At 71.8% G+C, this 25,039-nt stretch carries 20 protein-coding genes; 9 read left to right on the forward strand and 11 right to left on the reverse strand.

What is annotated here, in order from left to right; all coding sequences use genetic code 11:
* Positions 1–214: 214 nt before the first annotated feature.
* The 3 genes from WME85_RS10240 to WME85_RS10250 form a co-directional block, all read right to left on the reverse strand.
* On the reverse strand, positions 215–805 hold the full coding sequence (locus WME85_RS10240) for a hypothetical protein (RefSeq protein ID WP_437837409.1): 591 nt from the start codon (positions 803–805) through the stop codon (positions 215–217).
* A 160-nt stretch (positions 806–965) separates the two neighbouring features.
* Positions 966–2,393 carry a sigma 54-interacting transcriptional regulator gene (locus tag WME85_RS10245; protein ID WP_437837410.1) on the reverse strand — a complete coding sequence of 476 codons (1,428 nt, stop codon included), beginning with the start codon at positions 2,391–2,393 and terminating at the stop codon, positions 966–968.
* A 98-nt stretch (positions 2,394–2,491) separates the two neighbouring features.
* The gene (locus WME85_RS10250; protein ID WP_437837411.1) at positions 2,492–2,902 is read right to left on the reverse strand and encodes a Smr/MutS family protein; all 411 of its coding nucleotides are present in this window, start codon (positions 2,900–2,902) and stop codon (positions 2,492–2,494) included.
* A gap of 129 nt (positions 2,903–3,031) precedes the next feature.
* Here WME85_RS10250 and WME85_RS10255 point away from each other — a divergent pair, with 129 nt between their 5' ends.
* Entirely contained in the window at positions 3,032–3,607 is a 576-nt protein-coding gene (locus WME85_RS10255) for a PadR family transcriptional regulator (RefSeq protein ID WP_437837412.1), read from the forward strand.
* Between the two features lie 187 nt (positions 3,608–3,794).
* On the opposite strand, the gene WME85_RS10260 is transcribed toward WME85_RS10255, so the two are convergent.
* From WME85_RS10260 to WME85_RS10270, 3 genes are all read right to left on the reverse strand, one after another.
* Entirely contained in the window at positions 3,795–4,232 is a 438-nt protein-coding gene (locus WME85_RS10260; RefSeq protein WP_437837413.1) for a hypothetical protein, read from the reverse strand.
* A gap of 222 nt (positions 4,233–4,454) precedes the next feature.
* On the reverse strand, positions 4,455–5,708 hold the full coding sequence (locus tag WME85_RS10265; RefSeq protein WP_437837414.1) for a GAF domain-containing sensor histidine kinase: 1,254 nt from the start codon (positions 5,706–5,708) through the stop codon (positions 4,455–4,457).
* Positions 5,709–5,880: 172 nt separating this feature from the next.
* Positions 5,881–6,114: a hypothetical protein gene (locus WME85_RS10270; RefSeq protein ID WP_437837415.1), complete on the reverse strand. Its 234-nt coding sequence runs from the start codon at positions 6,112–6,114 to the stop codon at positions 5,881–5,883.
* Positions 6,115–6,241: 127 nt separating this feature from the next.
* Here WME85_RS10270 and ligD point away from each other — a divergent pair, with 127 nt between their 5' ends.
* From ligD to WME85_RS10310, 8 genes are all read left to right on the forward strand, one after another.
* Entirely contained in the window at positions 6,242–8,611 is a 2,370-nt protein-coding gene (ligD, locus tag WME85_RS10275; RefSeq protein WP_437837416.1) for a non-homologous end-joining DNA ligase, read from the forward strand.
* A gap of 110 nt (positions 8,612–8,721) precedes the next feature.
* The gene (locus tag WME85_RS10280) at positions 8,722–10,209 is read left to right on the forward strand and encodes an MDR family MFS transporter (protein WP_437837417.1); all 1,488 of its coding nucleotides are present in this window, start codon (positions 8,722–8,724) and stop codon (positions 10,207–10,209) included.
* A gap of 153 nt (positions 10,210–10,362) precedes the next feature.
* A complete protein-coding gene (locus WME85_RS10285; protein ID WP_437837418.1) occupies positions 10,363–11,274 on the forward strand; it encodes a hypothetical protein in 912 nt (303 codons plus the stop codon).
* 383 nt (positions 11,275–11,657) lie between these two features.
* A complete protein-coding gene (locus WME85_RS10290) occupies positions 11,658–12,926 on the forward strand; it encodes an arabinan endo-1,5-alpha-L-arabinosidase (RefSeq protein ID WP_437837419.1) in 1,269 nt (422 codons plus the stop codon).
* Positions 12,927–13,031: 105 nt separating this feature from the next.
* A complete protein-coding gene (locus tag WME85_RS10295) occupies positions 13,032–13,670 on the forward strand; it encodes an RNA polymerase sigma factor (protein WP_437837420.1) in 639 nt (212 codons plus the stop codon).
* Positions 13,667–14,719 carry a tetratricopeptide repeat protein gene (locus tag WME85_RS10300; RefSeq protein ID WP_437837421.1) on the forward strand — a complete coding sequence of 351 codons (1,053 nt, stop codon included), beginning with the start codon at positions 13,667–13,669 and terminating at the stop codon, positions 14,717–14,719. The genes WME85_RS10295 and WME85_RS10300 overlap by 4 nt, the downstream gene beginning before the upstream one ends.
* Positions 14,716–15,870 (forward strand): hypothetical protein, encoded by a 1,155-nt coding sequence (locus tag WME85_RS10305; RefSeq protein WP_437837422.1) that lies wholly within the window; start codon positions 14,716–14,718, stop codon positions 15,868–15,870. Before WME85_RS10300 ends, WME85_RS10305 begins: the two co-directional genes overlap by 4 nt.
* 230 nt (positions 15,871–16,100) lie before the next feature.
* Positions 16,101–17,102 carry a rhamnogalacturonan acetylesterase gene (locus tag WME85_RS10310; protein WP_437837423.1) on the forward strand — a complete coding sequence of 334 codons (1,002 nt, stop codon included), beginning with the start codon at positions 16,101–16,103 and terminating at the stop codon, positions 17,100–17,102.
* A 181-nt stretch (positions 17,103–17,283) separates the two neighbouring features.
* Here WME85_RS10310 and WME85_RS10315 read toward each other — a convergent pair whose 3' ends face one another.
* From WME85_RS10315 to WME85_RS10335, 5 genes are all read right to left on the reverse strand, one after another.
* On the reverse strand, positions 17,284–19,749 hold the full coding sequence (locus WME85_RS10315) for a cellulose binding domain-containing protein (protein ID WP_437837424.1): 2,466 nt from the start codon (positions 19,747–19,749) through the stop codon (positions 17,284–17,286).
* Positions 19,750–20,436: 687 nt separating this feature from the next.
* The gene (locus WME85_RS10320) at positions 20,437–20,808 is read right to left on the reverse strand and encodes a molecular chaperone DnaJ (RefSeq protein ID WP_437837425.1); all 372 of its coding nucleotides are present in this window, start codon (positions 20,806–20,808) and stop codon (positions 20,437–20,439) included.
* Between the two features lie 352 nt (positions 20,809–21,160).
* Positions 21,161–22,474, reverse strand: coding sequence for a magnesium transporter (gene mgtE / locus WME85_RS10325; protein WP_437837426.1), 1,314 nt, complete (start codon positions 22,472–22,474; stop codon positions 21,161–21,163).
* A gap of 137 nt (positions 22,475–22,611) precedes the next feature.
* Complete coding sequence (locus tag WME85_RS10330; RefSeq protein ID WP_437837427.1) at positions 22,612–23,202, reverse strand: GTP-binding protein; 591 nt, start codon at positions 23,200–23,202, stop codon at positions 22,612–22,614.
* Between the two features lie 353 nt (positions 23,203–23,555).
* Positions 23,556–24,803 (reverse strand): hypothetical protein, encoded by a 1,248-nt coding sequence (locus tag WME85_RS10335; RefSeq protein ID WP_437837428.1) that lies wholly within the window; start codon positions 24,801–24,803, stop codon positions 23,556–23,558.
* Positions 24,804–25,039: the final 236 nt, after the last annotated feature.

A 25,039-nucleotide genomic window follows, 5' to 3' on the forward strand; every position in this document is an offset into this window, starting at 1 on the left:
CACCCGCTTCGGATACGGGCCCATCTCGACGTTTTCGGTGCTCAGCGTACTGGAGTACGCCTCCGCGCCGAAAACGCCGATCTGGGCCCGTCTCCTGTGCGGGTGACCGCCGCTCTGTGTCGCGGGTAGCAGACGAAATGGGCCGCCGCCCGGAACACTCGAGAGCTGGAGTGCCGGGCAAAAGTACTGAGGCCCACGAGGCGGGAGACGGGACCTATCCTGCCGGCGGGGTCACCTTGTCGGCCACCGCCATGCAGAGGGCGGCGACGCCGCGCCTCGGGACGGTGACGAGCTTCTCGCGGAACGTGGCGCGCTGATCGGTGTAGAGCTTCGACACCTTGTGCGAGAGGATCGTCGAGCTCCAGACCGCGACGACATCGGCCCAGCGGAGATCGGCGTCGGCCTTCGCCGCGTTGCGGTGGCCCTCGCCATCGACGATGCGGATGTCGACCTCGCCCGAGAGCAGCTGCCGCAGGTCCTCGGCCGTGCCCGGCCCGCCGCCGACGACGAGCAGCCGCCGGAGCCCGCGCGCGCGGAACGCCTCGATCATCGCGAGCGCCGCGCGCTTGTTCGCAGAGCTGCCGCACATGTCGCAAACTGCATCGGCGCCCACCTCGACGAGGCGCACCGCGGCCCGCGCGGGCAGCTTCATGCACCCGGCGCAGCGCCGCTCGATCGGCTCCGGCTCGGGCGCCGGCGGCGGAGACCGGCCGAGCGCCTGCTGGGCGCGCTCCACGACGTCCGCGGGGAGGAAATCCGCGGGGTGCCGGAACTCCGCGGTGGGCGCGTTCTCCGCCAGCCACATGAGCAGATCGGTCTCCGAAACATTCAGGGATTTTGCGAGGTTGCGCACACGGACGGATCGCGCCATTGCGACGCGACTGTGACATGTGCGGCCGCGTGGCGCCCTGCCCGATCCGCGGAAGCAGCCGGGAACTCGCCGGCCCGGCGCGGCGCGGCGCCGCTCAGTCGAGGGCGGCGGCGCGCCGGAGGCCGTGCCGCTGGAGGAGGCGGTGGAGGTACATGCGGTCGAGCCCTGCCTTGCGTGCGGCGCGGCTTACATTGCCGTTCGACCACTCGAGCAGGGCGGCGAGGTAGTCCCGCTCGAACCTGTCGATGATGGCGTCCTTCGCCTCCTTGAAGGGCATCTCGATGTTGGCGGCGGCGGGCGGCGCGGGGGCGGCGGGCGTGGCGGGCGTGGCGGCGGAGTCGGGCGGAGCGGCGCCGCGCTCGGCCGGCGCGGTCGCCCCCATGGCGGCGCCCTCGCCGAGCACGACGCGGCGCTCGACGTAGTTCCTCAGCTCTCGCACGTTGCCGGGCCAGTCGTAACGCTTCATGTCCTCGATCACCTCGGCGGGAAAGAGGTCCACCTTGCCGCTGGCGCCGAGCTCGTTGAGGAAGCAGTGGACGAGCAGGCCGATGTCCTCCTTGCGCTCCCGGAGCGGCGGCACGCGCACGGTGAGCACCGAGAGGCGGTAGTAGAGGTCCTCGCGGAACCTGCCGCTGTTCACCTCGCGCTCGAGGCGCCGGTTGGTGGCGGCGATCACCCGGATATCGACCTTGCGCACCCGGCTCTCGCCGAGCCTGCGCACCTCGCGCGAGGCGAGGGCGCGGAGGAGCTTCGGCTGCATCTCCAGCGGCAGCTCGCCGATCTCGTCGAGGAAGACGGTGCCGCCGTCGGCCTCCTCGAAGGCGCCGGCGCGGTCGCGCGAGGCGCCGGTGAACGAGCCGCGGACGTGGCCGAACAGCTCGCTCTCGATGAGGCTCGGCGAGATGGCGCCGCAGTCGACGATGACGAGCGGCTTGTCGGCGCGCGCGCTGCGCTGGACGAGCTCGGTGGCGATGACCTCCTTGCCGGTGCCGTTCTCGCCCTCGATGAGCACGTCGGGCGCGCTCTTCGCCACGCGCTCGAGGATGGGGAAGAGGCGCCGCATGGGGACCGACACGCCCTGGAGCGCCCCGAAGCTCGCCGCGCGCGCGAGCTCGGTCTCGGCGACGGCATCGGCGTCGCGGATGCGCACGACCGACTCGCCGAGCTCGATGCGACACTCCGGCAGGATGGCGTCGGCGTCCCGCACGCGGACGCCCGCGATGTAGGTCCCGTTGAGCGAGCCGACGTCCGTCAGCCGGAAGGTCGCCTTGACGCGCTCGAGGATGCAGTGGAAGCGCGAGACGGCGCGGTCGGCGAGGACGAGGTCGTTGCTCGGGTGGGAGCCGACGCGGATGAAGTCGCCGTCGAGGACCATCGTCCGGCTCGCGGGCTTCCCCGCCTCGCGCTCGACGCAGAGCTCGAGGCGGGGCACCGCCACCACGTCGGCCTTGATGCGGGGCTCCGTGGCGGAGATGGCGCCGAGAGGGCCGGGGGCGTCGGGCGTGGCGGGGGGGCGCGGCATCGCGCCATCTTCGCAGGAGACTGCGGTCGTTCCAAGTGGCCCCGCGGGCGGCCAGCTTCGCGCGCCGCCAGCCCCGCGAGGGACCCCGACGCGTGAAGCTAGGGCGGCGCGTCGCCCGCGGCCTTGAGCCACACGACGGTGGCGCCCCACCCGCCGCGGGAGGCCGGGGCGTCGCGGAAGCCGTCCACGGCGGGGTGGCGCGAGAGGACGCTCCGGACGATCCGGCGCTGCACGCCCTTGCCGCGGCCGTGGATGATCCGCACCTCGCGGAACCCGCGCTGCTGCGCCTCGTGGAGGTACTCCTCGACCACCGACGCGACGTCGCGCGGCGCGAAGGTGTGCAGGTCGATCGCGTCCTCGATCGGCATGACCACGATGTCATCGGCGCCCGGCGGAGCGGGCTCCTCCGGCGGCTCGGCCCCGGGCGCCTCGAGGTCGGCAGGGGCGGGCGGCGCGGGCGCGCGGGGCGAGAGCGCGCGGTCGAGCCAGTCGCGGAGCCGTCGGAGCATCCGCGCGGTGTAGCCGAGCCCTGGCCGGCCGCCACCGCCGGCCGCGGGGCGCGCGCGGGCGCCCGCGGCGGCGCTCCATCTACTATATCACATTGTATATATGCTACAGGTGCTCTAGGGTCTGGCGCCATGTCCCTCCGCGGCGCCATCCTGGGCTTCCTCTCGTTCGAGCCGACGAGCGGTTATACGTTGAAGCAGCGGTTCGACGGGTCGGTGCGCTCGTTCTGGTCCGTGACGCAGAGCCAGATCTACCGGGAGCTGCACGCGCTGGAGGGCGAGGGGCTGGTCGAGGCGCGGACGGTGCCGGGGGACGGCAAGCCGGACCGGAAGGTGTATTCCCTGACGGAGCCGGGCCGAGCGGCGCTGAAGGCGTGGCTCGAGGCGCCGCTCGAGCCGCTGATGCTGCGGCACCCCTTGCTGCTCAAGCTGGTGTTCGCCGCGCACGTGCCGCCGGCGAAGCTCGACGACATCCTGGCGAGGTACGCCCGGGATATCGAGGCGACCCGGGCCGATTACGAGGGGCGGCTCGGGGACGAGCAGATCTTCTCGCTGGCGCGCTCGGCGCGGGAGCGCGACATCTGGCGGCTGAGCATCGAGCACGGGCTCGCCTGGTGCGACGCGGAGCTCCGGTGGATCGAGCGCGCCCGCGGCGAGCTGTCGGCGGATCGAGGCGGCCCGAAGCGAGGGAGCCGGAAGGCCCGCTGACCCCGGGAGGAGCGCCTCCCGGGCGCCGCCCCGCTCGGCTCACCCGCCGCCCGCGGTCGCTGCTGCGGCGGGCTCAGCCGCGCGGTCCGTCGCTATCGTGGACGCTCCTCCGCCAGATACGGCGGACTGTCCGCTCGGGAGGCGCGCCCGTCCGCTCCCCTGGAGGAAAGCGATCCGTCCTTATCCTTCACGATTGCTCGCGTGCGCGCCGCCAATTACATCCGTTCTCAGAAACAACGACGGAGACGGAGGGTTCCACCATGATGATGCCGATGAGCTCGATGCCGATGATGAACATGATGCCGATGATGAACATGATGCCGATGATGCCCGGCATGATGAACATGATGCCCGGTATGGGCATGATGGGCGGCATGATGCCGAACATGATGATGCCGATGATGGGCGGCATGATGCCCGGCATGGGCATGATGGGCGGCATGATGCCGAACATGATGAACATGATGCCCGGCATGGGCACGATGCCGAACATGATGATGCCCGGCATGATGAACATGATGCCGAACATGATGATGCCGATGATGGGCGGCATGATGCCCGGCATGATGAACATGATGCCCGGCATGGGCATGATGGGCGGCATGATGCCGAACATGATGGGCATGAAGTCGATGATGGCGGCGTGAAGCCGGCGAGGGCGGCGGCGCGCCGTCCTCCCAGCGCGGCGCGATGACGTGCGCCGCCGCGATCCTGGCGGAGCAGGCCTGAAGCGGGCCCGCTCCGCCAGCTTCGTTTTGTGCCCTCACGCGCGCGCCGTTCGTCGCGAGCTGCGCGGCGGGTGATCAGGGGCGATGGTGCGCCGGGTCGTTCCTCTTCCGGCTCCGGATCACGCCTTCTCCGGATGATCGGGCGGTCCGCCGACTGGCAAGCTCAGCCGGAACGTCGCCCCGTTCCCGGGAGGGGAGCTCACGGTCAACGAGCCCCCGTGCGCGGCGGCGATCCTGCTCGCCAGGTAGAGCCCGAGGCCCATGCCCGACGCGTGCCCGCCGGTGACGAAGCGGTCGAAGATCCTGGGGAGGATCTCCGGCGGCACGCCGGCTCCGTGGTCGATGACATCGACGTGTACGTGCTCTATCCCCTCTTGCAGCTCGCAGCTGAGCTTCACGAGCACCCACTTCCCCGCGGGCGAGTGCTTGATCGCGTTGCTGACGAGGTTCTCCAGCGCCTGGCGGAGGCGAGCCCTGTCCCCCACGACCATGAGCTCCGGCGGGCCCTCGACGCGGACCTCGACGCGGGGCGCCCCGAGCGTCCGGGCGATCTCCTGCGCCAGCGCGGCCAGATCCAGCGACATCGGCACGATCTCGAACAGCCCCTGCTCGAGGCGCCCCACGTCCAGCAGATCCGAGACGAGGCGGCCGAGCTGAGCGACCGACTCGCTCGCCCGGTCGAGGTCGCGCGCGTCGTCGGCCCGGCCATCGATCTCCGCGCGCTGGTGCAGGAGCTCGAGGCGGCTCAGGAGCGGGCTCAGGTAGTTCCGCAGGTCGTGCGCCAGCACCGTGATCAGCTCCTCGGCGACCTGGCGCCGGCCCTGCGCGAGCGCCACCGAGGTGACCTGCTCGACCAGCTCAGCCCGGTGCGTCACGGCGCCGATCCAGTGCGACACGGCGCCGAGGAAGCGGAGGTCTTCGTCGCAGAAGAACTCCGGCGCGGCGGACTGGGCGGAGATGACCCCGCGCCGCTCGCCCTCGACGGCGAGCGCGACCGCGATGTGCGACCGGACCCCGAGGTCGTGGACCACGCCGGGGAGCTCGCCGGGCACCTGGTCCGCGTGCCCGGTGAGGTGAGGCTCGCCGGTCGTGAAGACACCGGCGATCGAGCCGCCGTTGGCGACCGGGTGGATGTCGAGGCCGAGCGACTGCTGGAGCCGGCCCATCGGCGTGTTGCTCGTCCCCAGGGCACGCATCGTCTTTCTGCTGGGGTCGAAGAGGAAGACGTCGATCTTGTCGGCCCCGAGCGCGCCCGCGAGGAGCTCGCTCGCCTGGTTCAGCGACTGCCGCAGGTTGGCTGCCGGGAGCTCGAGCAGGCGCTCGAGGGTCGCCATCAGCCTACCTTCCCTGGAGGCGGCTTCCATTGCGGACATGCTACTTTCTTTCTCCGTGACCAGCTCGATTTCGTGCCCCTTGCGGCAGAAGCGGGAGCTGGGCTCGGGGCAGGGGATTCCCTCGTCATGGCGAGGATGCCGTCCGATGGCCAGGCCTGGATGGCGCTGGCTGGCGCCGCGGGAGGCGCGACGTACGCCGGTTCGGTATCGGCTACATGCGGCGCGTCGTCAAGCTCGCTCCGCCCGCGCGCAGGGCGCGGCGCCGGTCCCGGTGGAGGCGCGCCCACTGCGGCCGTGTGTCCTCCGCGACGCTGGCGATCGCCCGCTGCTTCGCGGCCACCTGCGCCGCCCGACGTCGCGCCCCGTCCACGATCAGGCTCAGCCGGAGCGAACGAGCGCGCGCAGCGTCCTCGGCCGGCTCGACGAGCACCGGCCCGACGAGCACCTCGAGCGCGTCGGCGCGCGGTGTGCGGTATTGATGACGTCGCCGAGGAGGGCACTCCCCTGCTCGTGCGGCTCCCGCGGACTCGGCTGCTGGGCTGCAGCGCGCGGTGCCTCTGCTATCCTGACGCATGGGACTGCGCGAGTACTGGCGTAAACGCGACTTCTCCGTCACGCCCGAGCCGCGGGGAGAAGAGGTCGCCGCCGCGCCTGCCGACGCCGAGGAGCGGACCTTCATCATCCAGAAGCACGCCGCCTCGCACCTGCACTACGACTTCCGCCTCGAGCTCGAGGGCGTCCTCAAGAGCTGGTCGGTGCCGAAGGGGCCGAGCCTCGACCCCGAGGTCAAGCGGCTGGCCATGCACACCGAGGATCACCCGCTCGACTACGGAGATTTCGAGGGCATCATCCCGAGAGGGCAGTACGGGGGCGGGACAGTGCTCCTCTGGGACCGGGGCACGTGGGTCCCGGTCGAGAATCCGCACAAGGGGTATCACGCCGGAAAGCTGAAGTTCGTCCTGAGGGGCGAGAAGCTCCGCGGCGGCTTCACGCTCGTGAAGACCCGCGGGCGAGACGATGACGACGAGGGGAGGAGCTGGCTGCTCATCAAGGAGAAGGACGCGGAGGCGCGCTCCATGAAGGAGTACAGCGTCGTGGAGGCCCGGCCCGAGAGCGTGGCCACCGGCAGGCAGCTCGACGAGATCGCCGCGGCCAAGGACCGGGTGTGGCAATCGAACCGGACCGAGAAGAACAAGAAGAAGGCGCCGGAGGAGGCGTCCGGGCGCGGGGACCGGCGCGAGGGCGGCCCCTCGCGCGCCGCGGCGCGGGTGGAGGGCGCGCGCAAGGCGGCGATGCCGGCGAAGGTGCGGCCGCAGCTGCCGGAGCGCCTGCCGGCGAGGAAGGGGAAGGGGAAGGCGCGCGGAGCGCCGGACGGCGAGGGCTGGCTGCACGAGATCCAGTACGACGGCTGCCGGATCATGGCCCGGGTCGAGGAAGGGCGCGTCCGGCTCGTGGACGAGAAGGGGAAGGACGTCGAGGGCCGGTTCGAGCACATCGCCGCGGCGATCGCGGGGCTCGGGCTGAAGAGCGCGCTGCTCGACGGCGAGGTGGCGGTGCTGCTGCGGGACGGCACCACGGCCCCGCCGCCGCCCGGCGCAAAGGCAGCTCCGCGGGGCGGCGAGGTCGTCTACTTCGTCTTCGATCTCCTGTACCTGGAGGGCCGCGACCTCCAGGCGTCGCCGCTCTCGGCGAGGAAGCAGGCCCTGAAGCGGCTGCTCGGCTCCTCGAGCGAGGGCGCGGGCCCGCTGCGCTACGCCGACCACGTCGAGGGCTCGTGGGAGGAGGTCGTCCAGAAGGGGTGCCAGCTGTCGCTGAAGGGGATCGTGTCGAAGCGGATCGACGCGCCCTATGTGCCCGGCCGCGGCCCGGGCTGGGTCCGCGCTTCGTGCGGCAGCGCGCCGGGACGGGAGCCCGAGGCGCCAGGGAAGCCAGGGAAGAAGGAGAAGACGGCGGCGCGCGGGGCGGGCGAGCGCGCCGCGCGCGCCGCGCCAAAGAAGACGGCCAGGGCGCGCGCGGCCGCGGCGAAGGGCGCGGAGGGCGGCGAGGAGACCTCGGTCGCGGGCGTGCGCCTGTCGCACCCGGACAAGGTGCTGTATCCGGCGCAGGGGATCACCAAGCGCGAGCTCGCGCTCTACTACGCGTCGATCGCCGAGCGCATGGTGCCGCAGGTGAAGGACAGGCCGCTCACGCTGGTGCGCTGCCCGGAGGGCGCGGACCGGGAGTGCATCTACATGAAGCACTCGAAGGTGTGGGGGCCGTCGGCGCTCCGCCGCGTGAAGATCCAGGAGAAGACGAAGGCGGGCGAGTACCTCGTGGCGGACTCGGCCGAGGCGCTCGTGTCGCTCGCGCAGATGGGCACCCTGGAGATCCACACGTGGAACTCGACGACATCGAAGCTCGAGCTGCCGGATCGGGTGGTGTTCGATCTCGACCCGGATCCCTCGGTGTCGTGGGACCGCGTGATCGCGGCGGCGCTCCTGGTCAGGGAGCGGCTCACCGATCTCGGCCTCGAGAGCTTCGTGAAGACGACGGGCGGCAAGGGGTTTCACATCGTGGTGCCGCTCGCGCCGCGGAGCGGGTGGGACGAGTGCCTCGCCTTCACGAAGGGGCTCGCGGGCGACATCGCGCGGCGCGACCCGAAAGGGTACACGATCACGGTCTCGAAGGCGCAGCGGAAGGGGAAGATCTTCATCGACTACCTGCGCAACACGCGGGGCGCGACGTCGGTGGCCGCGTACTCGACGCGGGCGCGGCCGGGGGCGCCGGTGTCGACGCCGCTCTCCTGGGAGGAGCTCGGGCCGGAGGTGCGCGCAGATCAGTTCACGATCAGGAACCTGCCGGAGCGCCTGGCCTCGCTCAAGGAGGACCCGTGGGCGCGCTACGGGAAGGTCCGACAGAAGATCACGCCCGCGATGCTGCGCGCGCTTGGAATCCGGCCGTAGGCCGCGGGCGGGCGGGCGGGCGAGCGCGCTCCTTCCGCCTCGACGCGCGCCGCCGCGCGGTGTCACGCTTGCCGCGCCGGCTCGTCCACACCACATCTCCGACCACCTGAATGGCTTCCGAACGCAAGACCCACCGCGCCCTCACCGTCGTCGGGCTCATCCTTTCCCTCGCCATGGCCGCCCTCGAGTCGACGGTCGTCGCCACCGCGATGCCCACCGTGATCGCCGATCTCGGCGGCATTCACCAGTACGCCTGGGTCACCACCGCCTACCTGCTCACCTCGTCGGTCCTGGTGCCCATCTGCGGCAAGCTGTCGGACATCTACGGGCGCAAGCCCGTCATGCTCTTCGGCATCGCCGTCTTCCTGATCGGCTCGATCGCGAGCGGCGCGGCGCGCTCGATGCCGCAGCTCATCGCCTTCCGCGCCCTCCAGGGGGCCGGCGCCGGGGCCATGCAGCCGATGGCGATGACCATCTCGGGCGACATCTTCGACCTCAACGAGCGCGCGCGCATCCAGGGCGTCTTCGGGGCCGCGTGGGGGCTCTTCGGCATCATCGGCCCGATGGTGGGCGGCCTCGTCGTTCACTACCTCTCCTGGCGCTGGGTCTTCTACATCAACATCCCGTTCGGCCTCGCGTCCGTCGCGCTCGTGGCGACCTCGTTCCACGAGCGCATCGAGAAGCGGCCTCACGAGCTCGACTTCCTCGGCGCGGCCCTGCTGTCCGCCGGCGTCGTCGCGCTGCTGCTCGCCACGGGTCGGCTGGGCGGGGGGACGACGCTCGCCGCCGCGATCGCGTCCGTGCTGCTCTTCGCGGCGTTCTTCGCGGTCGAGCGCCGGGCGCCCGAGCCGATGGTCCCGCTCCCGCTCTTCCGGCGGCCGGTGATGCTCATCTCCAACGTGGCCGGCGCCATCCTCGGCGGCGCGATGATGGGCACGATCACCTTCGTGCCGCTGTTCGTGCAGGGCGTGCTCCGCGGCACCCCGACCGAGGCCGGGAGCGCCATCGCCCCGATGCTGATCGGCTGGCCAGTCGCGAGCGCGATCGGCGGGCGGCTCATCCCGCGGGTCGGGTTCCGCCCGCTCATCTGGATCGGGCTCAGCTTCACGGCGCTGGCGGGGCTCGCGCTCGCGCTCGGCGGGGCGCACGACACGCCGCTGATGCTCCGCGCGACGACGCTGGTCTTCGGCGTGGGCATGGGGCTGTCGAACGTGGCGCTGCTCATCGCGGTGCAGAGCAGCGTCGCGTGGGAGCAGCGCGGGATCGCGACGGCGAGCACGATGTTCTCCCGGCTGCTCGGCGGCGTGGTGGCGGTGGGCGTCATGGGCGGCGTCCTCACGGCGCAGCTCGCGAACGACCCGTCGATCCCCGAGGACGCGGCGAGCCGGATGCTGACGGCGGAGGGGGCGCGGGGGCTCGATCCGGCGATCGTGCAGCACCTCGGGGAGGCGCTCACGTCGGGCCTCACCACGGTGTTCTGGATCATCGCGGCGATGGGCGTCGTCGGGTTCATCTCGGCGCTCTGGTTTCCCCGCGTGCCCATCCAGCCGGGGGACGACAAGATGGTCGCGCCGCCCAGCGAGGCGGGCATCGGGTGAGGCGCGGGACCCGGGCCCCCGGGGGCCCGCCGCTGTAGGATGGGGGGCGGAGATCAGCCTTCCCGGCGCCGCCCGATGCGGGAGCTCGCCGTCATCGAGGGGGCGAGCGCTTGATTCGAAACCACCAACTTGCTGACGTGTGAACGGGAATCGATGAGCTGGCGGGGCCGGGAGATGGCGGCGGCGTGGGGGCTCTGGCTCGCGCTCGGCGGCGCAGGGTGCCAGGATCAGCGCTTCGTGATCGGTAACCTCACGCCAGGACAGGGCGGGGGGGGCGCGGCGGAGCTGCCGAGGTTCGATGCGCCGACGGCGGTGACGGAGATCAACAGCAGCGAAAGGGAAGAAGACCCGACGCTCACGGACGATCTGCTCGAGATCTATTTCATGTCCGATCGCGAGGGGAGCCGGGACATCTGGACGTCGCGGCGGGCAGGGATGGGTTCGCCCTGGGACGCGCCGCACGCCGTGGAGAACATCAACCTGGCCGAGAGCATCGAGGATACCCCCTGCGTCTCCGGGGATGGGCTCCAGATCTGGTTCTACAGCAGGCGCGAGCCGGAGGGCATCTGGCTCGCCGAGCGCGCCAGCCGGGACGACCCGTGGGGGACGCCAGCGCACGTGGACGCCCTCGCCGTCGAGGGCGCCACGGTGATTGGCCCTCACGTCGATCCCCCAGGGCTCCACCTCGTGACTGGCGTCACGCCTGCGGACGCGGAGACGTACCTCGCGATCGCGTCGCGCGAACGCCCGGAGGACGACTGGAGCGCGCTCGTCCCGCTCGCCGGGGTGGACGGCCCAGGCGACGAGGGCGGCCCGTTCCTGTTCGACGGCGGCAAGCAGATCCTGTTCCGATCGAGCCGCGCGGGAGGGGGAGACCTGTTCTGGGCACGGCGGGCAAGCGCTGAAGCGGCGTTCGAGGAGGCAGCGCCGCTCGAGGAGCCGGTGAACCTCCCCGAGGAACGCGACACCGATCCGCACCTCTCGGCCGACGGCTCCGTCCTGTTCTTCGCGTCGACGCGGACCGGCGTGGCCGACATCTACGAGGCCCGCCGCCTCACACCCTGATCCGGACTCCAGGCCTCGCACGCCACGGTGAGCGCCGTCGAGCCGATGCCGGCGCAACCGGCCAGCGCCGAGCGCGACCCCGGCACAGGCGCCCTCCGGAGGCCCACGGCCAGGTGGTGCTGTCATTTGAACATGAAGGCGGTAAGGCGGGAAGAAAATCTCAATGATCTTCCCGCCTTACCGCCTTCATGTGAACCCTCTCTGGGCAAATGACAGCACCACCCACGGCCGCGTGGCGTCACGGTATCCAGTCTTGGTTCAAATTTTCAGTCGAGCGCGATCGTTCAGGCCCCTGACGAGAAAATCGAGCGACCCGTGATTGATCGCGGCCGCTTCGGTCCACGTGGGGAAAGCGGGAGCAAGAACACCCTCCAGGAGCTTCAATGCATCCTCTGCTTGGCCGGTCACGGCGACGATGTGGATCTTCGCGTACGTGGAGCCTCCTGATCGGCGCGGTCGCGTCGCTCACGGGTTGTGGCTCGGAGACTCCGGGCCCGAGCTCCGGCTCAGGGGGTCAGGACAGCGGCGCCACGAGCGCCACCGCCTCCACGACGACCGCGGCCGCCACCGCGGGCACCAGCGGCGCGGGAGGTCGCGCCGACACGACCGGCACCGGCGGCGAGGGAGGCAGCGGCGGCGCCGGAGCCGGAGGGAGCGGCTCCGGAGGGAACGGCGGCGCCGGGGCCGGAGGGAGCGGCGGCTCGGGGGACGGCGACCGGTGCGCAGAGGCGCGCCACGACCCCGCGAGCCCGCCCGGGGCGCTGCGTCTCTCCGGGAACCTCGGGACCCACGACCCGTCGGTCATCCAGGCCGGCGACCGATACTACCTCTTCCAGACGGGCGACCGGATCCCGATGAAGACCTCCTCGGACCTGCTCGACTGGCAGCCTGCCGGCCGGGTGTTCGAGACGAAGCCCGCCTGGCTCGCTCAGCGGGTGCCGGGCGTGAGCGATCTGTGGGCGCCCGATATCTCCCGCTTCGGGGACACCTACCATCTCTACTACTCGGCCTCGACGTTCGGCAGCAACAAGTCGTGCATTGGACACGCGACGAAGACATCGCTCGACTCGACGGCGCCGTGGACCGACCGCGGGCCCGCCGTCTGCTCGAACGACGACGCGACCCGAGACGACTGGAACGCCATCGACCCCAACGTCGCGATCGATGAAGACGGCGCCCCGTGGCTCGTGTTCGGGAGCTTCTGGAGCGGGATCAAGATGGTGAAGCTCGCCCCGTCGGGAGAGCGGGCCGACGACGCGATCCACGCCCTCGCCTCGCGCCCCGGCGCCGGCGGGGCGCTCGAGGCGCCCTTCATCGTCCGGCGCTGCGGCTTCTATTATCTGTTCGTCTCGTTCGACTCCTGCTGCCGCGGGGTCGACAGCACCTACAAGATCGCCGTCGGCCGCTCGACGAGCATCAATGGCCCCTACGTGGACAGGGAGGGCACGGCCATGCTGTCCGGCGGCGGCACCCTCCTCGTCACGGGGGACTCCCGGTGGAAAGGGCCCGGGCACAACGCCGTCCTGTTCGCCAAGGACCGAGCCTACAACGTCTATCACGCGTACAACGCGGAAGCGAACGGCGCCCCCACGCTGCGGATCTCCGACCTGGCGTGGGACGGCGACGGCTGGCCGATCTCCGGAGGACCGTGACGTGCGCCCCGCTCGCGGCCGACGCGGAGCAGCGTGGCCGCCGTCGATGAGGCCGGCCGCAGCGCGCCTTGACCAGGACTTCCGGCCTCGTGCATCGTGGTTAACGTGCGAAAGCTTGCGACCGACCTCCCGCCCCCGGCGGAGGGAGCGCCTCCGCGGGCGGACGAGCTGCTCGGGCTCGCGCGCGCGGCGGCGGCGCGCGACCCCGCGGCCATTCGCACGCTCGTCACCGAGCTCGGCGGCCCCATGCTACGGACGGTGAGGAAGGTGCTCGGCCCGCGCCACCCCGACGTCGAGGACGTCACCCAGGAGGCGGTCCTCGCGCTGCTCCAGGCGCTGCCGTCCTTCCGCGCGGAGTGCACCGTGGTCCATTTCGCCAACCGCATCGCCCTGATGACCGCGCTCGGCGCGCGCCGGCGCCTCCGCGTGCGCGCGCGCTTCGACGCGTCGGACGCGCCGGTCGAGTCGGCCGTGGACGAGAGCGGCCCGTCGCCGTTCGCCGAGGCGGTCTCGACCCGGCGGCGCGAGATGGTGCTCGAGGTGCTCGACAGGATGCCGGAGCCGACGGCCGAGGCGCTCGCCCTGCACTTCGTGCTCGGCTACACGGTCGACGAGATCGCGGCGCTCGCCAGCGTCTCCCCGAACACGATCTGGAGCCGGCTCCGGCTCGGCAAGGAGTCCCTGCGGCGCGCGCTCGCCAACAACGCCAAGCTGGCCGAGCTCTCCCGTTGGAGGGAATCGTGAGCCTGGACTGCCGGAGCGAGCTCCTCACGCGGGTGCGCCGCGGCGTCGCGACCGAGCCGGACCGGCTCGCCTTCGACGCTCACCTGGGCGCCTGCGAGTCGTGCCGGTTCAGCTGGGAGCTCGCGCAGGACTTCGACGCCGTGGGCGCGGCGGAGCCCGGGGACGCGGAGCTCCTCGCGCGCATCGCGAGCGTCGCGATCGGCGGGGCAGCGCTCGACGTGCGGCGCGAGGGCGCGCCGGTGCGGCCCGACAACGACGTGCGGCACGGGGACGACCTCGGGCCGCCCGGAAGCGGCCTCGCCGGCGCGCGTGGGGCTCGCTGGAAGCGCGGCGCCTGGCTCTACGCCGCGGCGGCCGTCCTCGCCTGCGGCGTGGCGGCGGCGGCGCTCGTGCAGCGGCGCCCGGCGCCGGAGCCGACCCCGAGCGTCCTCCTGCTCCAGCCCTCGCTGCGCGCGGTGGTGTCCCGCCCGCGCGCGGCCGCGCCGCTCCCCGGTGAGCCCGCGGCGCCCGCCGGCGAGCCCGCGCCGGCGGCCGGCGAGCCCGCGCCGGCGTCTGCAGGAGCGGCGGCGGCGCTCGCCGGAGCGGCGCTGCCGGAGCTCGCGGCGCCGGCTGCGCGGCCGCAGGAGGCCCCGCGCGGGCCGGGCGCGGCCGCGTCCTCCGCGTCTTCCACCCGGGCCGCGGAGCAGCTCTTCCGGGAGGCCAACGAAGCGCGGCGCGCCGGCAGCACCCAGCGCGCCATCGAGCTCTACCGCGCGCTCCAGAAGGGCTTCGCGAGGTCGCCCGAGGCCACGCTCTCCCTCGTGTCGCTGGGCAGCCTGCTCCTCAACAGCGGCTCGCCCGCCGCGGCGCTCGCGCAGTTCGACAGGTACCTCGGCACCGCCGGCGCGCGCCCGCTGGCGGTCGAGGCGCTCTACGGCCGCGGGCGCGCCCTGCGGGCGCTCGGGCGCTCCGCCGACGAGGCGCAGAGCTGGCGGCGCCTGCTCCGGGAGCACCCGAGCTCGCCCTATGTCGAGCACGCGCGCCGCCGCCTCGCCGAGCTCGGAGGGTGATCACGAAGCGGGCGAGGATCGGGATCGGGCTCTCCGCGGCGCTCGCGCTCGCCGCCGCGCCCGCGCTGGCGGACGGCGGCGGCGCGGTCTCGTCAGCGCCGCCGCCGGCCAGCGCAGGCGCGCCGCCGTCCGGCGCGTCCGGCGCGCCGGTCGTGGAGCTCGTCCTCACGGGCGCCGCGGGCGATCTCGCCGCGGCGCGCAAGGCGCTCGAGTCCCAGGCGCTCTCCGCCTTCACCCTTCGCTTCCGGACCGCGCCGCGCTTCGACGCGACGGCGCTCTTCGCGACGCGCGCCGCCCCCGGCGTGGCCCTCTCGTGCTGGATCGACCTCAGCGATCCGCGCCGCGCCGCCCTCTACTTCACGGATCCCGTGGCCGATCGCTTCCTCGTGCGCTCGATCGAGCTCTCGGGCCGCTTCGACGAGCTCGATCGCGAGTCCGTGGCCCAGGTCGTCGAGCTCTCGCTGCGGTCGCTGCGCGACGACGCGCGCTCCTCGCTCGACCGCGAGCAGGCGCGCGCGCTCATCCTCCACGAGGCGGCGCCCGCGGAGCCGCCCGCCAGCGCACCGGCGCCCAGCGCACCGGCGCCCGCCGCGGCCCCGCGCCGCGCGCTGGAGCTCGGGGCCTTCTACGGGGTCACGGCGCACTCGGCCGAGGTCGGCCTCACGCACGGCCCCGGCGTGCGCGTCGCGCTCGGCGCGAGCCGGGGGTGGCACCGGCTCGCGGTCGACGCGCGCTTCCAGTACCAGTTCGAGCGGCGCTACGAGGAGCCGCGCATCGGCCTCGATCTCCGCACGATGACGCTCCGCGCCGACGCCTCCTGGCTCCACGCCGTCGCCCCGGGCGTCACGCCGCTCGAGCTCGGCGCGCGGCTCGGCGCGGGCCTCGATCGCGTCGACGCGACGCCGCGGCCGGGCAGCGACGGCGCCGCCGCGTTCGTCCCTGCCGGGGCGAGCGCCTCGTACGCCCTCGTGCTCGCGGCCGGCCTCGTGGCCAGGCTCCCGCTGACCCGGGAGCTCTCGATGTTCGCGGAGCTGTTCGTCGACCTCGACCCCGCGCGCGTCCGCTACGACCTCGCGCTCGAGCAGGGGACCGAGACCGTCCTCGCGCGCTACCGCTTCCGGCCCGGCTTGCTCCTCGGCGTCGAGCTCTGATCCCGCTCCTGTCATGGTCCGTGCGGGCGGGCTGTCGAACGACGCTGGCAGCGGCGCGCCTTCCTCCCTCATTGCAAGTCTCCAGCCCGGGATGACGGCCGCGGATCCCGCGAGAAAATCGAGTAACGCGTGATTGATCGCGGGCGCTTCAGCGCACGGGCAGGGCGGAGCGGCGCCCAGGCGCTCGCTTCGTGGCCGCGCCTCCACGCCGATTGACCCGGGGACCTATCATGAGCATCCGACCCCTCTTCTTGACCGTCTTGTTTCCCTCCCTCGTGCTCGGCCTCTCTGCGGGCGGCTGCGGCCCGGGAGACGCCGACGAACAGCCCGCCGCGCAGAGCAGCAGCAGCGCCGACAGCGGCAGCAGCGCCGACAGCAGCAGCAGCGCCGACAGCAGCAGCACCAGCGGCGTGGGCGGCGCCGCCAGCGGCTCCGGCGCCGGTGTCGCGGGCGTGGGCGGCGCGGGAGCAGGTGGCGGCGGCGGCGCGGCCGGAGGCCCGACGGGCGCGGCAGGCGGATCGGAAGGCGGCGGCGGGAGCGCCGAGCTGCCGGACGTCTCGGTGTATATCGCCGGCGACTCGACCGTACAGACCTACGTGAACAGCCCCATTCACCAGGCGGGCTGGGGGCAGATGCTGGGAGAGTTCTTCGACGAGCGGGTACACATCGAGAACCGGGCCATCGGCGGCCGGACCGCGCGCCGGTTCATCGAGGAGGACCGCCTGACCGACATCCTCGATGACATCCAGAGCGGGGATTACCTGCTGGTGCAGTTCGGCACCAACGACAGCAACAGGAACGCGACCTACGAGCGCGACGGTATGACCATTCCGTATTACCTGGACCCCGCCACGGACTTCAAATCATACCTCACGCAGTACATCACGGGCGCGCAGCAGCGCGACGCGGTACCCGTGCTGGTCACCCCGCCGCCCCGGCGGTCCTGCACCGGGGACAGCCACGAATTCGGCAACGGGCTGAGCGCTCACGCGCAGGCGATGCGCGAGCTCGGGGAAGAGCTGGACGTGCCGGTGATCGACCTCAACGAGAAGACGCTCGCTTACCTGCGGACGATCGGGTGCGTGGCGGCGGGCGAGGACTTCTTCCTCATCCGGGCGGACGGCTCGGTCGACGGCACGCACTTCCAGGAGACCGGCGCCCGCGTCATGGCGGGCCTCGTGGCCGAGGGCACCGCGGACGCCGGCCTGCTGCTCGCGCAGTACCGGCGATGAGCGTGCGCCCGGCGCCCGGCTGGCCGGTCGAGCGCGCGGGGCCTGAGCACCGGCGCCCCTGAGGATACCCTCAGATTCTCAGAAAAAATCACAGGGAGGCGGGGAGACGGGGAGAAAATTTTCAAAATCCTCCCCGCCACCCCGCCTCCCTGTTCAATCTCTCCGCTGAAAAGGGCTGCAGTTACCTGACGTGGATGTCCGGCCTGGGGGGCGCCGCCATCCCGCCGCCGATGTGGAAGCTCGGGTGGGGCGGCTGGTTGTAGGCGGTCTGCTCCGAGGTGATCTGCATGCGGTACTGGGGGTCGTGCATCAGCGTGTAGATCCGCCGCGTCGTCACGTTGGTCGTCGTGTAGATCCGCAGCGCCGAGTTGTCGGTCTCGCGCCACACGATCTCCTCCCGCCAGTCGCCGAGCAGGTCGGCGGTGAGCGTCGGCGTGGACTTGGTGCCGTTGTTCGAGGAGCACTGGCTGCAGCTGAGCAGCGAGCCTCCGCCGTACTTGGTGATCGACGTGTTGTTCTGCAGCTCGCGCAGCTCGTCCGCGTCCCACCAGATCAGGAAGTTGGCCGACGCGGGCTGGCTCCCGACGTTCGACCCGCTGGAGGCGGACAGCAGCCCTCCCGTGGAGTTGGTCCACATCTCCGCGCCGGCGTTGCTCGCGGAGACGTCGCCCGCCACGCCGCGCCCGGTGTCCGCCCCCGTGACCGGGCCCTGGTGGAGGACAGCGCAGGTGTTCGCGTCGTGGATGTCGAAGGTCGGCTTGCTGCCGTCCTCGTGGGGCATGAACACCTCGAGCCCCGGGCGCGAGAGGACGAAGTCGCTGACGTGCAGCGCGTCGCCGTGCCCGAAGTTGGTCGAGCACTTCCGGGTGCCGTTGCTGTCGACCGTGGAGGCCCCGTAGATCACCTCCTGGGCGCCGTCGTTGTCGACGTCGGCCACGGCCATGGAGTGGGCGCCCTGGCCCGTGTAGGCGGTGTTCGCGTTGCTGTCCGCCTTCCAGATCTGGGAGAGGCTGCCGTCGCGGAAGCGCCACGCGGTGATGGTGGCGCGCGTGTAGTAGCCGCGGGCCATCAGGATCGCCGGCCTGCCGCTCGCGTCCTGGCCTGTCCCGAGGTCGCTCACGAACCCGGCGCTGGCGAGGAACCTGTCGACGCGGTTGCCGTACGAGTCACCCCAGGACGAGACGGTCCCTCGGGGCACGTCGAAGGCGACGGTCGCGAGCTCGGCGCCGTTGCTCCCGGCGAACACCGTCAGGTACTCCGGGCCGGTGAGCACGTAGCCCGCGGCGTTCCGGTAGTCCGCCGCGTCGTCGTCGGAGGCGGCGGGGCCCCGGCGCAGGGCCGTGCCGGTCCCGTCCTTCGTGCCGGGCGCGGTCTTCACGGCGACCTCGGCGCTCCCGTCGCCGTCGAAGTCGTACACGACGAACTGCGTGTAATGCGCGCCCGCGCGGATGTTCCTCCCGAGGTCGACGCGCCAGAGCCGCCGCCCGTCGAGCTTGTACGCGTCGAGGTAGACGTTCCCGGTGCAGCCGGCCTGGGAGTTGTCCTTCGCGTTCGAGGGGTCCCACTTGAGGATGATCTCGTACTGTCCGTCGCCGTCCAGGTCTCCGGTGCTCGCGTCGTTGGCAACGTACGAGTAGCTCTCGCCCGCGTTATCGCACTTCGACGGCGTCGTCCCGCCCGCGGGCGCCGAGATGGGGATGCGCAGGTAATTCTGGCCCCAGGTGGCGACGGCGGGCGAGGCGGCCTGCGCGGCGCCGCCGACGACGGCCTTGATCGCGTAGGTCGACGAGGTGGTGCCGGCGGCGTCGAGGTAATTGGTGCTGTTCGTGACGTTCGCGACGCGCGTGCCGTTCCGGTACACGTCGTACGAGATCGCGCTCGGGTTCGCCGGGTCGTACTCGTAGCCGAACATCCTCCAGCCGACGTAGACGCCGCCCGACACCTTGACGGCGACGACGCCGCGATCGAGGTCCTCCATCTGGTAATGGCCGCTCGGGGCGGCAGTGCCGCCGCCGCTGCCGCCAGCGCCGCCGCTGCCGCCGGCGCCGCCGCTGCCGCCGCTGCCGCCGGCGCCGCCGCTGCCGCCGGCACCCCCGGCGCCACCGCTGCCGCTAGAGCTGCTGGAGCTGCTGCTGCTGGAGCTGCTGCTGCTGGCGCTGCTGCTAGAGCTGCTGCTGCTGCTGGAGCTGCTGCTGCTGGAGCTGCTGCTGCCCGACCCGCCCGCCGTCACGCTGGCGAGCGATGGCCGCTGCGCGGGACCGCTCGCTGACGCGCAGAACCCGAAGCTCGTCGATGCGCCGGGCGCCAGGGCCGCGTTGTGGGCTGCGGGCGTCGCGATCAGCTGCGCTCCGCTCACGCTCGTCGTGGCGCTCCAGGCGTTCGTCAGCGTGGAGCCGTTCATGTTGGTGGCGATCCGCCAGGTCGTGGTCGTCGCCGTTCCTGTGTTCTTGATCGCGACGTCGGCGCAGTATCCATTCCCCCAGTCCGACGCAACCGTCAGCGTGGCGGTCAGCCCGTCGCCCGTCAGCGGCTGATCCCAGGCTTCCTGGTACTCGAGATCTCCTTGAGGCTCCTGAGTGCCGTCCATCACGCACGCTCCGAGGAGCACGAGGGCAGTGGCCGTTGCTGCCGATAAGCAAGTTCGCATGGAAAGATCCTCTCTTGAAAGACGCGGCGCACCGGGGTGAGCCGCGGCAAACCTCGTCCTCCGGCCGGCTCCGGCTGGCGGTTCACCTGCCAGCGGCCCTCCGGGGATCGAGGGGCAACATCTGCTGTTCCTGGTTGCTCGGGGAACTCGAACCCAATCACCAAAAGCGCCAGAGTCGCACGTTTCTCCGCTGATTGTGATCTTGCAGCGCAACCAGATCTGCGCTGATCGCCAGCAGCATCACGAGGGTCGTGTGATCATGAGGACCGCCTGGCGGCGCTGGAGGGCCGCCGAGCGTTGCACGCCGCAGCACGTGCAGATCGGTCCATGCCGGGCTCATGCACGGATGGCGGCGTGATCGGCGCAGCGCTGCTGCTGTAGGATTGAACAGGGCTCGATCAGCGGTCTCGCCGGACAGGCCGCTTCGCGCGTACCGCGCACCCGTGATCCCGCCGGCGAGGCGCCGCCCCCCGGCTCCGGCGGCGCCCCCTGGGCCGCGCCCGGAGGGAGCGGGCAGCGCTCACGTGGAGCGGGCAGCGCCCGCGTTCAGGTTATCCACAGGAAGGCCACCGACTGTGGACAAATGTGCAGTGGTCCGGGACCCCTCCGGCGGCCGCCCGGCGCGCCTGCTCGTCGCTGGAGTCCGCCGGCGCCCGGCGCGATGCGCGCCCGCGGCTCGGCCCTGGATCAGGGCGCCGGCGGGCGGATCTGCTTGCGGATCTTCTTGACGAAGGTCTGCGTGCACTTGCCGTGGCTGCCCTCGTGCTCGATGATCTCGCGCGTCAGCTTCGCCTTCGTCTCGTTCGACACGGTCGCGCTGGCCCGGATCTCGTTCGCGAGCTGGCTGCCCTCGAGGGTCGCCGGCCACGTCTGCTTCTCGACGACGGCCGCCACGTTCGTCGGGCGGTGGTGCGAGGCCTTCGTCTTGGTGACGTCGCGGAGGCCCCCCTCGTCGGAGCGGCGCCCCGAGCCGTGGCAGCTCGGGCACGTGGTGGTGTTTCCAAACGAATTGGCGATGCGACCGTCGCCTCCGCAAATGCCGCACGTCTCTGCCATCATCGCTGGGGTGTACTGTATTTCCCGTGCGCGCGCAGGTACTCTCGCGCGTCCCGGTGCGATGCGCCGCGATGCCCCGGCACAGCGGACGCGCGCTCGGCGCCATGCGCCCGTCATTCGGGTAGTGCTGTCATTTGAACATGAAGGCGGTAAGGCGGGAAGAAAATCTCAATGATCTTCCCGCCTTACCGCCTTCATGTGAACCCTCTCTGGGCAAATGACAGCACCACCGTCATTCGAGCGGTATCAGAGCCGAGCGGCGTGGGAGCGGGCGAGCTCGGCTGGCGCGGCTGGACGAGGGAGCTCGCGGAAATCGCGCTGAATCGACGGCCTCTCGGCGCCCTGACGCGGAGGGTTACAGCAGGCTTCCCCGGAGGAGGAGCTGCGCGACGTTGAAGTAGATGATGAGCCCCGAGACGTCCACGAGGGTCGCGACGAACGGCGCAGAGGCGCTGGCCGGGTCGAAGCCCAGCCGGCGGATCGCGAAGGGCAGCATCGAGCCGGCCAGCGTTCCCCACGTGACGATGCCGACCAGGCTCACGGCCACCGTGGCGGCCACCTCGCGGTAGTGCTCCCCGTACGTGTGGAAGATGGCCTGCCACACGAGGATGCGGACGAGGCCGATCATGGCGAGGATGACGCCGAGCGAAAGACCGGCGGTGAGCTCGCGACGGACGATGCGCCACCAGTCCTTGACCGCGACCTCGCCGAGCGCCATCGCGCGGATGATCAGCGTCGTCGCCTGGGACCCGGAGTTGCCGCCGCTCGAGATGATGAGCGGCACGAACAGCGCGAGCACGACGGCCCTCGCGATCTCCTCCTCGTAGTGCCCCATGGCGCTCGCGGTGAGCATCTCGCCGAGGAAGAGCGCCGAGAGCCAGCCGGCGCGCTTCTTCACCATGGCCAGCATGCTGGTCTGCATGTACGGCGTGTCGAGCGCCTCCATGCCGCCGAGCTTCTGGATGTCCTCGGTGGCCGCCTGCTGGACGACGTCGACGATGTCGTCGACCGTCACGATGCCCTTCATCCTGCCCTCGGCGTCGACGACCGGGAGCGCGTTCAGGTCGTGTTGCGCGATGACGCGCGCGACCGCCTCCTGGTCCAGCGTGTCGGGTACCGAGATGAAGTCCCGGCGCATGACGTCGGACACGGCCTTGTCGCCCGGCGCGACGATGAGGTCCCGGAAGGACACCACGCCCTGCAGCCGCTGCGCCTGGTCGAGCACGTACGCGTAATAGATCGTCTCGAGCTTCTCCTGCGCCTGCCGCTGGAGGTACCGGATGGCCTCGCCCACCTGCATGTCGGGCCGCAGGCGCGCGAACCGCGGGCTCATGAGGCCGCCGGCCGCGTCCTCGGCGTACGCCATCAGGGCCGCGACCTCGCGCCGCGTCGGCTCGTCGAGCAGCTGGAGGAACGAAGCGCGGTCTGGCGGGGGGACGAGCTGGATCACGTCGGCCGCGTCGTCGGGCGCGAGGAGCCGCATCCAGAGCGTCCGCTCGCTGGCGCGCATCGCGAGCAGGACCGCCGCCTGCTCCTGCTCGGACAGGCCGAGGAAGAAGCCGTGGACCTCGCTCCGGTCGACGTGCTCGAAACTCTCGCCGCGCTCGTCGGGCGACAGGACAGGCCAGATCTCGCGAAGCTCGGCGGCGGTGAGACGGTCGTCAGGCATGGCGCGCCTCCACGGCGGGTGAGTGGGCGGGAGCGTGAGGCAAGACGAGGCGGCCCGGCGCTCGGTCTCGCCGCGGCGCGAGGACACGGCGTCGTGTCCTCGTCCTTGTACACGAGCCCAGCCGCGCGCGGGAGGCCTCAGCGGCGCCCGCGATCCATCTCCTTGAGGGCGAGCTTCGCGATCGCCCGCAGGGTGTCGAACACCCCGCGTCCGCTCGCCGCGGCGGCCTCGAACTCGGGCGCTCCGCTCGGGTTGAGAAGCCCGCGGAGCTCCGCCACGTCGGCGATCCCGTCGAGATCCCGCTTGTTGTACTGGATGACGAGCGGCAGCCGCCCGGGCGAGCGGCCCTCTTCTCTGAGGTTGTCCCAGAGGTCGTCCATCGACTCCAGGTTGGCGTCGAGCCGGGCCCGCTGCGAGTCGGCCACGAACACGACGCCGTCGATCCCCTTCAAGATCAGCTTTCGGCTCGCCCTGTAGAAGATCTGGCCAGGCACGGTATAGAGCTGCAGGCGCGTCCGGAAGCCGGACAGCCCCCCGAGATCGAGCGGCAGGAAGTCGAAGAACAGCGTGCGATCGCTCTCGGTCTTGAGCGAGATGAGCCGCCCCTTGGCGCTCGGCACGGTCCGGTCGTACACGTACTGGAGGTTCGTCGTCTTTCCGCAGAGCCCGGGCCCGTAATAGACGATCTTGCAATAGATCTCCCGGCTCGCATAGTTGATGAACGCCATCGGCGTGCTCCTCTAGAGTCCGCGTTCGAGGGGAGGCAAAGCCGGTCCCCGCACTGGAAACGAGAGCGCGACCGCGCCTCCCACACGGAGAGGAAGGCGGCAGACAACTCCCGCACTGGAGGGGGAGGCGACCGCCGCGTCCCGCACCGGGAGAGCAGGCGATCGCCGACCCCGCGCTGGAAGGGAGGGCGACGGCCGCTCCCCTCTCGAATGGCCGCATGGCCCGCGGCGCGCGCCGGGGCTACGGGGCCGCGACGCGCCGCCGCGCCCCCGCGCCGCCGCGCCCGCCCCGCTTCACGCGCGGCCGCCGGCGACTCCAATGGTCGCCGCGCCCGGCGCCGCGCCGCCGGCCCTCAGCTGGACGCGTCGGCGATCGCGTGCAGGGCGGCCACGAACCCTTCGAGCGAGGCGTCGCGCGCGTCGCTGTGCTTCACCAGCCGCTCGTTCACCGCGATGAGCTCCGCGACGTCCGCGCTCGCGCCCGGGATGCGCCGGAGCTCGTGGACGGCGCGGCTCACCCGCGAGGGCGGGTCGAGGCACGCGAGCGCCGACAGCGCCGCCATCGCGGCCGGCTGGTGGCCCGCCGTGAGCGCCTCCCGCGCCATCCCGAGCAGGACCAGCGCGAACGCGACCTGGATCGCCTCCAGGAAGCCGCGCGAGATCTCCTTGCCGCCCTGGCTGGCCTCGCTCCACGCGAGGGTCACGAGCTCGCCTATCTCCGAGAAGGCGCGCCTCGACATCAGCGTGGAGAACGTCTCCAGGCCGTGCCTGTCCCAGGCTGCTCGCGTCGTCAGCTGGCGCGCGAGCCACGAGAGCACCGCATACGCGTCGCCCCCCGCGCGGATCGACCCGAGCGCGATGTCCATCAGCGTAGCCCTCGCCACGCCGTGCGCCTCGAGCCAGCCGAGCAGGTTGGCCCGCTCTCCCGCCCTCGGCGTCCGCCGCGCCTTCTCGAGGATCGCGTCCTTGAGCGGCGCGGGGAAGTGGGGGATATCGACGCTCCAGTCCTCGTCCGACCCGCGCGCGCGCTCCATCGCCAGCGCGGCCAGCGCGGCGTCGTCGAGCGACAGCACCCCTGCGCGCCGCGCCGCGAGGATCTTCGCGACCGGCAGATCGCGCAGCGCCGGGCGCTCCGCGTCCAGGCCGTCGAGCTCGTTGCCGTCGAGCAGCGGCGGCAGCCCCCGGTAGACCTTCGGGGTGAACATGAACCCCGAGTCCCACTGGACAGGCTCGCGCCGGCAGCGCGCGAGCACGCGCTCGTAGATCGCGTCGGGGACCTTCCCGCGCACGAGATCCGAGAGCTCGATCCACTCCTCCTCGTCGAGCTCGAGGCGCGGCACGCTCAGCACCTCGTGCTGGAAGTGCGCTGGATCCCTGATCGCGAGCCGGGCGAGCTGCTGGATCACCGGTCCGCTGAAGCCGCTCTCGCAGCGCGCCCTCCAGCGCAGGAGATCGGATGTCCCGAGCTCCTCGATGTGCTCGGAGAGAAAGGCATGATCGTCCGGCTCGAGCGCCGGCTGGCGAAGCACGTGAAAGAAGGCGACCGGACGGGCGCGGCCCCGGTGCGCGCGCACCAGGGCGTCGATTTCCGCCTTTCGCATGGCGCGACCTCATCATCCCTGGCCCACGAGGGCTCGGGACACTTTCGGGTCTATCGTCGCCTGGCGCTTGCGCGGCCCGTCATGACTCGTCGGTCGGTGGAATGACGGATCCTGTTCCTGACCGGTGCGACGAGAATAGCGCCAGCGCGCCTCCTGTCAAGCTGAGCGGTCCGGGAGGGGGCTTTGGGCTGGTTTACCTGGCTGACCTGGCCGGGCTGTTTGACCTGGTTGGCCTG

The organism is Sorangium sp. So ce1153 (genome assembly GCF_051521595.1).
GTDB lineage: Bacteria > Myxococcota_A > Polyangia > Polyangiales > Polyangiaceae > Sorangium.